General features: G+C 71.5%; 13 protein-coding genes. 8 read left to right on the top strand and 5 right to left on the bottom strand.

Going from position 1 to position 13,099, the window contains the following annotated elements; all coding sequences use genetic code 11:
• The first annotated feature begins 165 nt into the window (after window positions 1-165).
• Both HUT19_RS03925 and HUT19_RS03920 read left to right on the top strand, forming a co-directional pair.
• Window positions 166-1,803 carry an FAD-dependent monooxygenase gene (locus HUT19_RS03925; RefSeq protein ID WP_176179086.1) on the top strand — a complete coding sequence of 546 codons (1,638 nt, stop codon included), beginning with the start codon at window positions 166-168 and terminating at the stop codon, window positions 1,801-1,803.
• 49 nt (window positions 1,804-1,852) lie between these two features.
• Window positions 1,853-2,929 (top strand): amidohydrolase family protein, encoded by a 1,077-nt coding sequence (locus HUT19_RS03920; protein WP_176179085.1) that lies wholly within the window; start codon window positions 1,853-1,855, stop codon window positions 2,927-2,929.
• Here HUT19_RS03920 and HUT19_RS03915 read toward each other — a convergent pair.
• Window positions 2,907-3,179, bottom strand: coding sequence for a DUF3817 domain-containing protein (locus tag HUT19_RS03915; protein WP_176179084.1), 273 nt, complete (start codon window positions 3,177-3,179; stop codon window positions 2,907-2,909). The two genes, HUT19_RS03920 and HUT19_RS03915, sit on opposite strands and share 23 nt — an antisense overlap.
• Window positions 3,176-3,685 (bottom strand): protease, encoded by a 510-nt coding sequence (locus HUT19_RS03910; RefSeq protein WP_176179083.1) that lies wholly within the window; start codon window positions 3,683-3,685, stop codon window positions 3,176-3,178. Before HUT19_RS03910 ends, HUT19_RS03915 begins: the two co-directional genes overlap by 4 nt.
• Window positions 3,686-3,898: 213 nt before the next feature.
• Between HUT19_RS03910 and HUT19_RS03905 the strand changes: the two genes are divergently transcribed.
• The 4 genes from HUT19_RS03905 to HUT19_RS03890 are packed head-to-tail and all read left to right on the top strand — an operon-like array spanning window position 3,899 to window position 7,496.
• Window positions 3,899-4,657, top strand: coding sequence for a Mut7-C RNAse domain-containing protein (locus tag HUT19_RS03905; protein ID WP_176179082.1), 759 nt, complete (start codon window positions 3,899-3,901; stop codon window positions 4,655-4,657).
• Window positions 4,657-5,334 (top strand): hypothetical protein, encoded by a 678-nt coding sequence (locus HUT19_RS03900; RefSeq protein ID WP_176179081.1) that lies wholly within the window; start codon window positions 4,657-4,659, stop codon window positions 5,332-5,334. The genes HUT19_RS03905 and HUT19_RS03900 overlap by 1 nt, the downstream gene beginning before the upstream one ends.
• The gene (locus HUT19_RS03895) at window positions 5,331-6,650 is read left to right on the top strand and encodes a nucleotidyl transferase AbiEii/AbiGii toxin family protein (protein ID WP_254885424.1); all 1,320 of its coding nucleotides are present in this window, start codon (window positions 5,331-5,333) and stop codon (window positions 6,648-6,650) included. The genes HUT19_RS03900 and HUT19_RS03895 overlap by 4 nt, the downstream gene beginning before the upstream one ends.
• Window positions 6,651-6,707: 57 nt before the next feature.
• Window positions 6,708-7,496, top strand: a complete 789-nt coding sequence (locus tag HUT19_RS03890; RefSeq protein WP_176179080.1) for an Fpg/Nei family DNA glycosylase — start codon at window positions 6,708-6,710, stop codon at window positions 7,494-7,496.
• A 34-nt stretch (window positions 7,497-7,530) separates the two neighbouring features.
• Here the strand turns inward: HUT19_RS03890 and HUT19_RS03885 are convergent, their stop codons facing one another.
• Both HUT19_RS03885 and HUT19_RS03880 read right to left on the bottom strand, forming a co-directional pair.
• Complete coding sequence (locus HUT19_RS03885; RefSeq protein WP_176179079.1) at window positions 7,531-8,517, bottom strand: CU044_5270 family protein; 987 nt, start codon at window positions 8,515-8,517, stop codon at window positions 7,531-7,533.
• On the bottom strand, window positions 8,514-9,089 hold the full coding sequence (locus HUT19_RS03880; RefSeq protein ID WP_176179078.1) for an RNA polymerase sigma factor: 576 nt from the start codon (window positions 9,087-9,089) through the stop codon (window positions 8,514-8,516). The genes HUT19_RS03885 and HUT19_RS03880 overlap by 4 nt, the downstream gene beginning before the upstream one ends.
• Window positions 9,090-9,193: 104 nt before the next feature.
• Here HUT19_RS03880 and ctaD point away from each other — a divergent pair, with 104 nt between their 5' ends.
• Both ctaD and HUT19_RS03870 read left to right on the top strand, forming a co-directional pair.
• Complete coding sequence (gene ctaD / locus HUT19_RS03875) at window positions 9,194-10,858, top strand: cytochrome c oxidase subunit I (protein ID WP_176179077.1); 1,665 nt, start codon at window positions 9,194-9,196, stop codon at window positions 10,856-10,858.
• On the top strand, window positions 10,855-11,205 hold the full coding sequence (locus HUT19_RS03870; RefSeq protein ID WP_176179076.1) for a hypothetical protein: 351 nt from the start codon (window positions 10,855-10,857) through the stop codon (window positions 11,203-11,205). Before ctaD ends, HUT19_RS03870 begins: the two co-directional genes overlap by 4 nt.
• Here HUT19_RS03870 and HUT19_RS03865 read toward each other — a convergent pair.
• On the bottom strand, window positions 11,152-13,089 hold the full coding sequence (locus tag HUT19_RS03865; RefSeq protein WP_176179075.1) for a transglycosylase domain-containing protein: 1,938 nt from the start codon (window positions 13,087-13,089) through the stop codon (window positions 11,152-11,154). The genes HUT19_RS03870 and HUT19_RS03865 overlap by 54 nt on opposite strands.
• Window positions 13,090-13,099 lie beyond the last annotated feature (10 nt).

The raw sequence follows: 13,099 nt of genomic DNA, 5'->3' as shown, positions 1-13,099 counted from the left end.
CCGGAACCGGAGTGAAACCGCGTTCACTCGTTCGCCCCCGTCATACATCCCGAATGACGCGCCGGTGATGCGGCGGTGCGGGCCGTGGTCAGCATGGTGCACAGGGAGACCGCGGACAGGAGTCCGCGGCACCATGCCGTCGACGCAGATGGAGGACGCGGGGAAATGAAAGAGCGAGACAACGACCATGTGCCCGTGCTGATCGTGGGGGGATCGCTCGTCGGCCTGTCTGCATCCGTGTTTCTCGGGCGCCTCGGCGTCGAACACTGCCTGGTCGAGCGCCACGCGGCCACCTCGGCACATCCGCGCGGCCGCGGTAACAACATGCGGACGATGGAGCTGTACCGCACCGCGGGCCTGGAGCCGGACATCCGGAGAGCGGCGGCGGTCCTGTCCAAGAACGACGGGATCCTCCAGGTGGACGTCCTCTCCGGGGGGAAGCGGCGATGGATCTACCCGCGGATCACCGGCAGACCCCCGGAGGCCGAGAAGAGCTCCACCTTCCGGTGCGCGTGCAGCCAGAACGACCTGGAACCGGTCCTCCTGGACCGCGCCCGCGAGCAGGGCGGTGATGTGCGCTTCCGTACCGAGCTGGTGTCCTTCACCCAGGACGACGACGCGGTGCACGCCGTGTTGCGCTCCCGGGATTCCGGTGAGACGTACACGGTCCGTACGGACTACCTGCTGGCCGCCGACGGTCCCCGGAGCCCCGCGCGGGAGCGCCTCGGTATCGGGCACTCCGGCCGCGGGGACCTGTTCCACAACATCAGCGTCACCTTCCGCAGCAAGGCGCTGCGCGATGTGGCGGGTGACCAGCCCTTCGTGGTGTGTTACATCACCGATCCGGCCGGTGAGGGAGTGCTGCTGCCCGTCGACAACAAGGAGCAGTGGGTGTTCCACATGCCCTGGACCCCTGAGAGCGGTGAAACCATCGAGGACTTCACGGAGAGGCGGTGCGTCGAGCACATCCGGGCGGGTACGGGAGTCCCCGACCTGGATGTGGAGGTCACCGGGAAGGCGCCCTGGCACGCTGCGGACCGGGTGGCCGACAGCTACCGCACCGGGCGGGTGTTCCTCATGGGCGACTCCGTGCACGAGATGCCGCCCACCGGCGCGTTCGGCTCCAACACCGGTATCCAGGACGCCCACAACCTCGCCTGGAAGATCGCCGGGGTGCTCCGCGGCTGGGCGGGCCCCGGGCTGCTGGACACCTACGAGGTGGAACGCAGGCCGGTGGCGCAGGCCACCAGCGCCCGGGCCACGCTCCAGGCGTCCCTGGAGCAGCACCCCGGCTACAACGCCGCCCAGTCGGCGACAACCGGCACCGATCTGGTCACCACGGCCCTGTGCTACCGCTACAGCTCCACGGCCGTGGTCGGCGGGGACCCGGACGCCCCCACCGTGCCCGACAGCTTCGAGTTGCGCGGCGACCCCGGCACCCGCGCACCCCATATGTGGCTCACCCGGGACGGCGCCGAGGTCTCCACCATCGATCTGTACGAACGCTCCTTCGTCCTGCTCTGCGGAGAGGGCGGGGCGGACTGGCGGGCCGTCGCTCGCACGGTGGCGGAGAAGCTCGATGTCCCGCTGGACGCCTACCTCGTCGGCTCCTCCGCCGACGCCGACCTCCAGATCCGGGGCGGTGCGGACTGGGCGGACACCCACGGCACCACGCAGGAAGGAGCGGTGCTGGTGCGGCCGGACGGCTTTGTGGCCTGGCGGGCCCAGCGCATGCCGGCCAACGCGGAACAGGAGCTGGCGGACGTGCTCCTGGACGTCCTCGGGCGCGGCGCGGGCCGCTGAACCGCCGTCCGGCACCGCTCCGTTCGCCCCCACCTTCCCGAGGAGTCCGATGACACCGCTCAACACGCCCGACACAGCAGTCGCCGATGACGCCGTCCCGGTGGATCACTCCGCCCCCCCGCCGGGTGACGACGCACGGCGGTCACGGGTGGACGTCCACCACCACTACACCGCACCGGAATGGATCACCTGGGCGGAGAGCAAGGGAGTCGTCCAGCGCGGCAAGCTCCCGTGGTGGACACAGTGGGACCTCGACAGCGCGCTCACCCTGATGGACCGGGCCGGCATCCGGACCAGTGTGCTCACCGTGGCGATGCTGGGACGGCTGCGGGAGCCCCCGCTGCGCAAGGAGAGCGCCCGCGTCGCGCTGCGGTCCGCGGGCGATCTCGTCAGCGCCCACCCCGAGCGCTTCGCCTTCTTCGCTCCGATCTTCCTGGACGACACGGAGCTGTCCCGCTGGTCCGTGACGTACGGCATGGACCAGCTCGGCGCGATCGGGGTGAGCACCCGCACCAGTGTCCGCGGGACCTTCCTCGGCGATCCGTCCCATGACGCGCTGCTGGCGGAACTCAACGAGCGCTCCGCCGTCATCAGCACCCATCCCATGGAGGTGCCCGGCGACGAGGCCGGACTGCCGGGGGTGCCGCCGTTCGTGTGCGACTTCCTGATGGACACCACCCGTGCCGCCATCAGCCTGATCGTGAACGGGACGCTGGACCGCTACCCGAACCTCACCTTCATCCTTCCGCACGGCGGCGGGTTCCTCCCGTACCTCGCAAGCCGCCTGGAGACCTTCGGCGACCAGCTCACGCCCAAGGTCGAGGGGCCCCGGGTCCGTGACTACCTGCATCGCTTCTACTACGACACCGCGGGCCCCATGTCCCCCTCGTCCACTCCCAGTCTGCTGTCCGCCGTGGACGCGTCCCGGATCCTCTACGGAAGCGACTGGCCGCCCACCCCGGCCCGTGTCGTCACCGATGTCACGGCACCCGCCCTGGACAACGACCCGGCGCTCAACGGGACCCAGCGGCGCGGTATCAACAGGGACAACGCCTGCCGGCTGCTGCCCGCGCTGTCACGGGCCGCGGTCGCGCCCAAGACACTCATCCACACGCCGGTGAAGTGAGCTGGCGCAGCACGAGCGGACCGCCGATGCCCGGGACCAGGGCGAGCAGTTTCAGCTGCCCGCTCGTTCCCGGGCGCCGGACGGCGGCGATGATGACGAACAGATAGGCACAGCCGTGGACCGGTCCCGTCGCCGAGGAGACGGCGGGCCAGTGCGCGGTGGCCAGGTTGGCCAACAGGACGATCAGCGAGGCCAGTTCGACGGTGGCGGCGATCCGCAGCGGACGGGTGGACGGCTCCACGGCCGTCACGCCCCGGTGGTGGAGCCGGGGCGGGCGATCATCAGCACGGTGACGACGGCCCACAGCAGATTGAACATCCCGGTGTACATCGCCAGCCGCGCCGTGGTCCGCCGGTCCGTCGCACCGCCTCCGGTGTCCGGCGCCGGGGAGGTGGCGCCGTCGGTGTCCGTGGCGCTGTCCAGCCCGGCGAGCACCGCGCCCTGGCGGGGCAGCACCAGCCCGGCGAGCACGGCCGCGGCGAGCCCGGTGAGCACCATGGAGACGATCAGCCAGGTGTCCCCCAGGACGCCCAGGCTCCTGGCGGTGGCCAGCCCGAAGACGGGCACCACGACCCCCGCGGCGGCGTAGACCCGGCACACCCGGTGCAGTGTCCGCAGTACGGCGGCCGCCCGGACGTCCCCGGGCGCGGACAGGGCGGTGCGGGCGGCGGCGGGGAACATACTGGCCGCCACGGTGACCGGACCGACCGCGATGATCGCGGCCAGCACATGCACGGCGAGCAGGAACGTGGTCACAGCGGTAGCGCTTCCTTCTCCACGGGGACACGGGACGGACAGCCCCCGAACGGGGTGCCGACGCCGACGCTAAGCGTGGTGCGCGATCATGAGCAGTGGCTCGATTGCCATGATGCAACGGATTCTCGCCAGCAGTGGACCTCGCTCGTCGCGCGGTCCGCGCCGGGCGGCAATGTGATCGCGTCGGTGCCCCGCGCCTGGCATGCTGGCGGTGTGAACGGACCGGAGATCCATCTCAGCCTCGCCCCTGAACTGCGGTTTTTCGCCGTGCCGGAACGGCGCCGCGGACGCACGGCCCTCGTCACCGACGGAGCCTCCACCCTCGGGCATGTGGTCGAGTCGGTCGGGGTCCCGCTCACCGAGGTCGGCGCACTGCTCGTGGACGGCCGGGAGACCCCGGTGTCGCATGTGCCGCGCGCGGGGGAGACCGTCGAGGTGCGCCCGGTGGTCCGGCCCCAGCGGGTGCCGGGCGCCCCGCTGCGCTTCCTGCTCGATGTGCACCTGGGCACCCTCGCGCGGCGGCTGCGGCTGCTGGGTGTCGACGCCGCGTACGAGAGCGAGGACATCGGCGACCCGGCGCTCGCCACGCTCTCCGCCGCCCAGCGCCGGGTGATGCTCTCCCGCGACCGGGGGCTACTGCGCAGGCGTGAGCTGTGGGCCGGGGCGTACGTCTACAGCGACCGTCCCGATGAGCAACTGCGCGACGTACTCGGCCGGTTCACCCCGCGCCTCGCCCCGTGGACCCGCTGTACCGCGTGCAACGGGCCGCTGGAGGACGCCGACAAGGAGACGGTCCGGGAACAGCTGGAGCACGGCACCCGGCGCACCTATGACGTCTTCGCCCGCTGCACCGCCTGTGAGCGCGTCTACTGGCGCGGCGCCCACCACACCCGGCTGGAGGCCATCGTCGCGGGGGCGGTCGAGGAGTTCGGCGGCGCGGCTCCCGCGCTCTCCGAGGTCCCCACCCCCTGATGTCCACCGCTTCCGCCGTCCCCGGTCCGATATCCGCGCCTCCCGAGGTGCACGGCGCGCTGGAAACCCATGTCACCGTGGCCTGCCCGCCCCACGCCACCGACCGGCTGGCAGCCTGGGCGGCGGCGCGCGGGTTCGGCTTCACGCACATCGTGCTCGCCCGCGGCCGTACGCCCTCCCAGCCCATGCTGAACCTCCGCGGCGACGGACCGGCCACGGTCTGGCGCGAGAACGCGGCCCGGGTCGCGGCCGAACTGGCGGCGGACGGCTTCCGGCCGGTCCGGATCAAGACCGAGGCCGCCCCCTGGGCGGCGGGTGTCCCCCGGGACGACACGGCCGCCGCCGCCCACGGTCCCGGCCGCTACTTCGAACACCACATCAAACTGCTGCTGCCGGCGGAGCAGGACCGGGCGCCCCTGGAGCGCCTCGCCGTACCGCACGGCGCCCATGTCTCGTGGAACGCCCGCCGGTTCCGTGACGACGGACGGCAGGAGCGGTTCATCACCCAGCGGTGCCACGGCGTCGGCCGTGCCACCGCCGAGCGGCGGCTGTCCGCCCTGCTCGGGACACTGCACACCGCCGCGCTCCAACTTCTCGAGGCGGAACGGGAGTTCGTCCTCCACGACACCAACCTCGGCCTGGACGACGGCTGGATCACCGAGGAGCCCACACCATGACCTCGTCGCGGGAGCCGGAAGCCGCCCGGGAGCCCGAAGCCACCTGGGAGGCGATGCGCCACAGCGACGCTCCCGAGATCCCCCACACCCCGCTGGACGACTCCGTGCGCCACCGGCACGACCTTCCGCGCACCCTGCTGCCGACCCCGGAGGGGATGAACAGTACGGCGGTCTTCGACCCGGCACTGAAACAGCTCGGCCGCGCCTTCCGGGCCGGTGAGCCGCGCTTCGCCGACGAGCCGTCGGCGCGCGCCTGGCACCGGGCCCGGCGCACCGTGCTGGACACCGTGCTCGCCGCGCTCGCCGACGGCCCCTGGGCGGACCATCTGGTGCTGCGCGGCAGTGTGCTGATGGCCACTTGGTTCGGGGACGCCGCCCGCGATCCGGGGGACCTGGACTTCGTTGTCGTCCCGCGGGACTGGGCGATGGCCGACCCCCGCACGGCCGACCTGTTCGACGGGATCGCCCGCGACGCCGAGGCGGCCGCCCGCGCCGGTGGCGCGGTGCGGATCGACGCCGCGGGCCGGGTGACCGAGGACATCTGGACCTACGAGCGGGCCGCTGGCCGCCGGATGCTGCTGCCCTGGACGGCACCGGGCACCCCCGGCGGCACCGTCCAGCTCGACCTCGTCTTCGAGGAGGTGCTTCCCGCACCGCCCGTCCGCACCGCGCTGCCACCCCTCGGCGCCGGTCCCGGCTGCCGCCTCCTCGCGGCCACCCCCGAACTCTCGCTGGCCTGGAAGCTGCTGTGGATCGTCAGCGACGCCTATCCCCAGGGCAAGGACCTCTACGACGCGGTGCTGCTGGCCGAGCACACCACGCTCACCTACGACCTGATGCGGGACACCTGTGTGCTCACCGGTGTCGACGCACTGCGCCCGGCCGGTTCCTGGTGGCTGCCGATGGCGGGAGCGGAAGTGGAGGCCGGCTGGGAGCACTTCACCGCGGAGTACCCCTGGGCGCCGGACGCCCCGGACGGCTATGTGGAGCGGCTCGCCGCGGCGCTGGCACCGTTCCTCGCGGAGGCCGAACCGCCCGGCGAGAGCGGCTACGACCGCTGGGCCCGCTGGCTGCGCCCCCTGGTGGAGTCCACCCGCCGGGACGCCCCGTCCGACCTTCTGTCCGCCCTCGGCCATCTGGCGTCGGGCGGCTGGCACGGGCTGCTGGCCACGGCCGTCATCGTGCGGGAGATCGCGGGCCGCGAGACCCTCGGGACGGAGGAGGCCCTGCGGTCCGTCGTGGAGCGGAGCCGGAACGGACGCCTGTGGCAGGGCCGTACCGAGTGGTGGGCCCGTGCCCTGGACGAGCTGGGCTGACCTGCGTCCCCCGGGCGCGCACATGCGGACGGCGGAGCCCGATCGTAGTCTGGCGCTATGCCCGAGCTGCCCGATGTCGAGGGGTTCCGGCACACGCTGGCCTCCTGCGCACAGGACCGCCGCGTCGAGCGCGTCGACGTGGCCGACCCGGGTGTGCTGCACGACGTCGCCCCGGGGCGGCTGCGGCGCGAGCTGGAGGGCCGCCGCTTCGCCGCGCCCCGGCGGCACGGCAAGTGGCTGATCGCCCCCACCGACGGACCCACGCTGCTGCTGCACTTCGGGATGACCGGACGGCTCGTCTGCGCCGAGGGCGACGCAGCGCCCGGCCGGTTCGAGCGGGTCGCCCTCACCCTCGACGACGGCCACCGCCTCGGCTACGAGGACCAGCGCAAGCTGCGCGGCATCTGGCTCGCAGCGACCGACGCCGACATCGACCGCGTCCTCGGCCCCCAGGGGCCCGACGCCCTCACCCTGGACCGGGCCGGACTCGACGAACGGCTGGCGGACCGGCGCGGCAGCGTCAAGGCCACCCTGATCGACCAGTCCGTCGTCGCCGGACTCGGCAATCTGCTCGGTGACGAGATCCTGTGGCGGGCCCGGATCCACCCCAGACACCGCGCTGCCGCGCTGGACCCGGACGAGCGCCGACGGCTGCACACCGCGATGCGCCAGGTGCTGCGCACCTCCGTACGGGCGGGGCAGGTGCCCGCCCGGTCCGGCTGGCTCACCGGCCACCGCGACGACCCCGATCCGCACTGCCCGCGCTGCGGCCGTCCGCTGCGCCGCGGCCGGATCGCGGGACGCACCAGCGCCTGGTGCCCGCACTGCCAGCCGGACGGCAGCTGACCCCGGCCGCGCCCGGTGCATAGCCGGGTGCGGATCAGCCCCGCCAGGCCGTGTACGACATCACCGAGCCCGCCTTGAGCTGGAAGTCGGGTTCGGCCCGGGTGGCCGTCAGCTCGAGGTCCAGCAGCCGTCCGTCGTCCGGGTCCAGGACGACCAGATACCGGCCGCCGTTGATGCCGGACATCCGGAACCCCTGCCCCTCCCGCCCCAGCCGGTCGGTGACCCGGCCCGCCGGGTGCATCCGCCCCTCCAGCCGCGACAGCAGGGTGGCGATGTCCGCGATCTGGCGCGGGCCCGGTGTCCACACCGTCTGGAACGACTCGATGGCCGAGAGCAGCGACACCGGGTCCTTGTCCGCCCCGGGCAGCCACGCGGCGAGATAGGCGCGCAGCTCGGAAACACCGGCCGGAGGGGCCTCGACGTATTCCTGGTTGGCTCCGTAGGTGCCCTTCGGATAGTGCTCCCGGTTCAGCACCTTGCCGTCGTGGACGGTACGCGGCGGCGGACCGCCGTCGATGACCGGACGGCCCGGGTGGCGCGGATCGGTGGCCACCTGGAGCAGGGTGCCGCTGCCGTCCGCGTTCCACGTGGTCAGCGACTCCACGGGCGTCGTCACCGGCGGCCGCGCGCCCTTGCCCGTCTCCATCCCCATCGACCAGGTCTGCACATGGCTGCCCCGCACACTCCTGCCCGGGGCGGCCTCGGCCGCCGCGCGCGCCCGCCGGGCGATCTCCGCCAGCGGTACGTCGGCACGGGAGGCGTGCGCCACCAGCGGGCGGGGCACGGCCACCGCGGGGGTGGAGCCGCCGCCCGAGACGGTCAGTGCGAGGGCGACGGCGGTGGCCGCCGCCGCGCCCGCGACGGCGAGCACCGTACGCCGGACGGTACGGCGCCGCCGCTCCCGGGCGGGCAGCCGCGTCAGCAGCAGTTCGGCCCGGGCGTCCAGCGGACGGTCCCGCCAGGGCCCGGTCTCCGCGGACACGGGGTCGGCGCCGCGCAGGAGTTCCAGTTCATCGGTCATGGCCGTCCGTCCTTGTCGCTCGCCGTCCTGCCCGCCGTCCCGCCCGCGCACCCCTGTGCGACCGGGTCGCTCCGCCGCAGCCGATCGATCTCTGTCCGCAGCCGCCGCCGCGCCCGGTGCAGCCGCATGGCCGCCGCCGACCGGCCGCACCCCAGCGCGATGCTCAACTCCTCGACGGACAGCTCCTCCCAGGCCGACAGCCGCAGTACCTCCTGGTCGGCCTCGCCGAGCCGGGCCAGCGCCTCCAGCACCCAGGAGCCCGGCCGCTCCGCGTCGGGGCTCGGCACCGTGCGCTGCCCACGGGTCATCTCGTGATGGCCCAGCTTGGCCAGCAGTCTGCGATAACGACCCCGGCCGCGTACGGTGTTGGCCAGAGTGTGCCGGGCCACCCCGTACAGCCACGGCAGGGGGCTTTCGGGCAGTTCACCACGGCGCCGCCAGGCCACCGCGAAGACCTCGGCGACCACCTCCTCGACATCCACCGTCCGGTCGTCGAGACGCCGTGCCACGAAGCGGCTGACCGCCCAGTAGTGCTCGCGATAGGCGGCGTCGAAGGCTTCGTCGGTGCTCATGATCGGTAGGTGTCCGGCACAGCCCCGATCATCACACCCCCGGAAAAGAAGACTTCGGCGGCCCCGACGGTGACGATCCAAGCGGTGCCGGACACCTACCGGACATGAGTCACAGCACTGTTGTCGCGGCGCCGCCGGAGGCCACCCCGGCGCGCCGCGCCCGGCCCGGGGCCACGGTCGTCCGGTGGCTGACCACCACCGACCACAAGACGATCGGCACCCTCTATCTCGTCACCTCGTTCGGCTTCTTCTGCGTGGCCGGGGTCATGGCGCTGTTGATGCGCGCCGAACTGGCCCGTCCCGGTCTGCAACTGATGTCCAACGAGCAGTTCAACCAGGCGTTCACCATGCATGGCACGATCATGCTGCTGATGTTCGCCACCCCGCTGTTCGCGGGCTTCGCCAACTGGATCATGCCGTTGCAGATAGGTGCGCCCGATGTGGCGTTCCCACGGCTGAACATGTTCGCGTACTGGCTGTACTTGTTTGGTTCGCTGATCGCGGTGGGCGGGTTCCTCACCCCGCAGGGCGCGGCCGACTTCGGCTGGTTCGCCTACTCCCCGCTGTCGGACGCGGTCCGCTCGCCAGGTGTGGGCGCGGACATGTGGATCATGGGTCTGGCCTTCTCCGGCTTCGGCACGATCCTCGGTGCCGTCAACTTCATCACCACGATCATCTGCATGCGCGCTCCCGGTATGACGATGTTCCGGATGCCGATCTTCACCTGGAACGTCCTGCTCACCGGCGTGCTGGTACTGCTGGCCTTCCCGGTGCTGGCTGCCGCCCTGTTCGCCCTGGAGGCGGACCGAAAATTCGGGGCGCACATCTTCGACGCGGCCAACGGCGGGGCACTGCTCTGGCAGCACCTCTTCTGGTTCTTCGGCCATCCAGAGGTGTACATCATCGCGTTGCCGTTCTTCGGGATCATTTCCGAGATCATTCCGGTCTTCTCCCGCAAGCCGATGTTCGGTTACATCTCGCTGATCGCCGCGACGATCTCGATCGCCGGTCTGTCGGTGACGGTCTGGGCGCACCACATGTATGTGACGGGCGGGGTACTGCTGCCCTTCTTCTCCTTCATGACCCTTCTGATCGCGGTTCCGACCGGTATCAAGTTCTTCAACTGGATCGGCACCATGTGGAAGGGATCGCTGAGCTTCGAGACGCCCATGCTGTGGGCCATGGGCTTCCTCATCACCTTCGTCTTCGGCGGACTTACCGGTGTCATCCTCGCCTCGGCCCCCTTGGACTTCCACGTCTCCGACACCTATTTTGTGGTCGCCCATTTCCACTACGTCATCTTCGGCACCGTGGTGTTCGCGATGTTCGCCGGATTCCACTTCTGGTGGCCCAAGTTCACCGGCAAGATGCTGGACGAACGCCTCGGCAAAATCACCTTCTGGACGCTCTTCCTCGGCTTCCACGGCACCTTCCTGGTCCAGCACTGGCTGGGCGCGGAAGGAATGCTCCGCAGGATCCCCGACTATCTGGCCGCCGACGGATTCACCACCCTCAACACCCTCTCCACCGTCAGCTCCTTTGTGCTCGGCCTGTCGATCCTGCCGTTCCTCTACAACATCTGGAAAACGGCCAAGCACGGTGAGACGGTCGGGACCGACGACCCGTGGGGCTACGGCCGTTCGCTGGAGTGGGTCACCTCCTGCCCGCCGCCGCGCCACAACTTCACCGTACTGCCCAAGATCCGCTCCGAGTCCCCCGCCTTCGACCTCCACCACCCCGACATCGACCGGACGGAGATCACGGCGTGAGCACGGCCGGAGCCACCGGGCCCGGGGGCGTCACCGCCGGGATCAACCGCATCGAGGGCTATCTGCTGCTCCACCGGGAACGGGACACCGCCCGGGAGCGGGCCCGCCGCTTCACCGGGCGGCTGGACTGGCTGACCTCCGCCCAGCGGGCGGAGGTCGAACGCCTCTACGTCCAGGACCAGCTGACCGTCACCGAGCAGAACCTGCGGCAGGTGGCGCGGCGCTGCGAAGAACTCCGGGCCGAGTACCAGGAGGTCTACCGCGCGCTGCGCCGCCGTCTGCTGCTGGCCTCGCTACTGGGCGGCCTGGTCCTCGCCGTCACCGCCGCCGCCCTCGCCGGGCGGTAGCGTACCGGTGGCCTCCGGCGGGGACGTTGGCACCACCGTCCCCGTCTCGGGGCCGAGGTCGAACCCGGACGACGGGGTCTCGCGCAGGGCCTCCTCGGTGTAGGAGCTCCACAGCGAGGCCACCCGCTCGGTGCCGGGGTCCGCCAGCCTGATCTGCTTTCGTGTGGTGCCGTTCTCGCCGAACAGGGCCATCGAGGTGACCAGTTCGGGGGTGTAGCCGATGAACCAGGACGCTTTCTTGTCGTCGGAGACCCCGGCGCTGCCCGCGACGGGCCGCTTGACGGCGCGCGCCGCGGGCGGCCCGTCGCCATCGGTCAGCGTGCCGGTGACCGCGTCGGCCGTTGCCCGCTCGACGGCCTGGTCGCCCACCGCCCGCGGCAGCTCCGCCCGCTCGTCACCGCGCTGGGCGGACTTCACCAGCGACGGGGTGACCTGCTTGCCGTGGTGGTCGAGCGAGGCGTAGACCCCGGCCATCCGGAGCGGACTGGCCCCCATCAGCCCCAGCCGCAGCGATTGTGGGGACCGGAAGCCCTCGCCCTCGGTGTCCATGCCGAGGTCGCCGGCGGTGCGGCGCACCGTGGCCGGTGATCCGGGGCGGGTATCCGCACGCCGTTCGCCCTCCAGCACCGCGGCGAGGGACACCGGTTCGAAGACCGGGCCCACCTGGTAGTCGCCGCGGGTGGCGTTGTTCATGTAGTGCTTGGTGTAGTCCCGGCCGCCGTAGAGCGCCAGGATCCGGCCGTTCCGGGGGTCCATCGAGACCGCGCCGCCCTGGGTGTTCGCCGCGTTCCCGCGCGGTTCGCCGCTGCTGCCGGGCTTCCCGAGCGCCGGCGCCATGGACTTCTCCAGCGCCCGCTGCTTGGCGCGATCGATGTTGAGCGTGATCGTCCAGCCTCCGGCGGCGAGTTCCTGCTCGCTCACCCCCGACGCGATCAGCTCGTTGCGGGCCGTGTCGACCAGATATCCGGCCTGGCCGCCGAGCCCCGGGGCGGGCTTGGGCGCGACCGGCATGGGGAAGCGCATCCGCTGCCGCTTCGCCCGGTCCAGCCAGCCCGTCCCGACCATGTTGTTGAGCACGTAGTTCCAGCGCTGGACGACCAGCCGCCTGCCCTTCGGGCTCGCCACCGCCCAGTCGTACTGGCTGGGGGCCTGCACCAGAGCCGCCAGATAGGCACCCTCCTCGACCGTGAGGTCACCGACCTCCTTGTCGTAGTATGCGCGGGCCGCGGCCTGGATCCCGTAGGCGACCCGCCCGAAGTAGCTGGTGTTCAGATATCCGGCGAGGATGTCGTCCTTGGCGTTGCGCTGGTCCACCTTGAGCGAGATCACCAGCTCCTTGATCTTGCGGGTGACCGTCTGTTCCTGGCTCAGGTAGTAGTTCTTGACGTACTGCTGGGTGATGGTCGAACCGCCCTGTGTGCCCTTCCCGGCCACCGTGTTGACCAGGCCGCGCAGCACACCCATCGGATCGACGCCCGAGTCCTGGTAGAAGGACTTGTTCTCGGCCGCGACAAAGGCGCGCTGCACCGGCTTGGGCACCTGGCTGAGGGGCACCGTCTCCCGGTTGATCTCGCCCGTGCGGGCCAGGATCGTACCGTCGCTGAACCTGTAGACATTGCTCTGCGCCTTCGCCTGGGCATTGGCCCGGGGGATGTCGATGGCGTAGTAGAGCACCGTGAACGCCGCGATGAGCAGGGCGAGCAGGGAGACGACGTAGGCGAGCACCCTCCGCCAGGTGAAGAAGCGGCGTATCCCGGTCCGCCGCACCGGCCGCTTCCGCCGCGACCGTCTCGGCCGCCCGGCACCCGCCGTCCGCGTCTCCTCGCGCGCCTCCGCCTGGTCCGGCGAGCGCCGTGCGCGTAGAGCCGTCAGCGGACCTGTCATACCGGGAGCA

The sequence above is a fragment of the Streptomyces sp. NA02950 genome (genome assembly GCF_013364155.1).
GTDB lineage: Bacteria > Actinomycetota > Actinomycetes > Streptomycetales > Streptomycetaceae > Streptomyces.
This window is presented reverse-complemented; position numbering and strand designations above follow the sequence as displayed.

Bases quoted from the DNA above. Each gene is read 5' to 3' on its own strand.
- HUT19_RS03925 (WP_176179086.1), top strand. From the start codon at position 166: ATGAAAGAGCGAGACAACGACCATGTGCCCGTGCTGATCGTGGGGGGA.
- HUT19_RS03920 (WP_176179085.1), top strand. From the start codon at position 1,853: ATGACACCGCTCAACACGCCCGACACAGCAGTCGCCGATGACGCCGTC.
- HUT19_RS03900 (WP_176179081.1), top strand. From the start codon at position 4,657: ATGTCCACCGCTTCCGCCGTCCCCGGTCCGATATCCGCGCCTCCCGAG.
- HUT19_RS03895 (WP_254885424.1), top strand. From the start codon at position 5,331: ATGACCTCGTCGCGGGAGCCGGAAGCCGCCCGGGAGCCCGAAGCCACC.
- HUT19_RS03890 (WP_176179080.1), top strand. From the start codon at position 6,708: ATGCCCGAGCTGCCCGATGTCGAGGGGTTCCGGCACACGCTGGCCTCC.
- HUT19_RS03885 (WP_176179079.1), bottom strand. From the start codon at position 8,517: ATGACCGATGAACTGGAACTCCTGCGCGGCGCCGACCCCGTGTCCGCG.
- HUT19_RS03880 (WP_176179078.1), bottom strand. From the start codon at position 9,089: ATGAGCACCGACGAAGCCTTCGACGCCGCCTATCGCGAGCACTACTGG.
- ctaD (WP_176179077.1), top strand. From the start codon at position 9,194: ATGAGTCACAGCACTGTTGTCGCGGCGCCGCCGGAGGCCACCCCGGCG.
- HUT19_RS03865 (WP_176179075.1), bottom strand. From the start codon at position 13,089: ATGACAGGTCCGCTGACGGCTCTACGCGCACGGCGCTCGCCGGACCAG.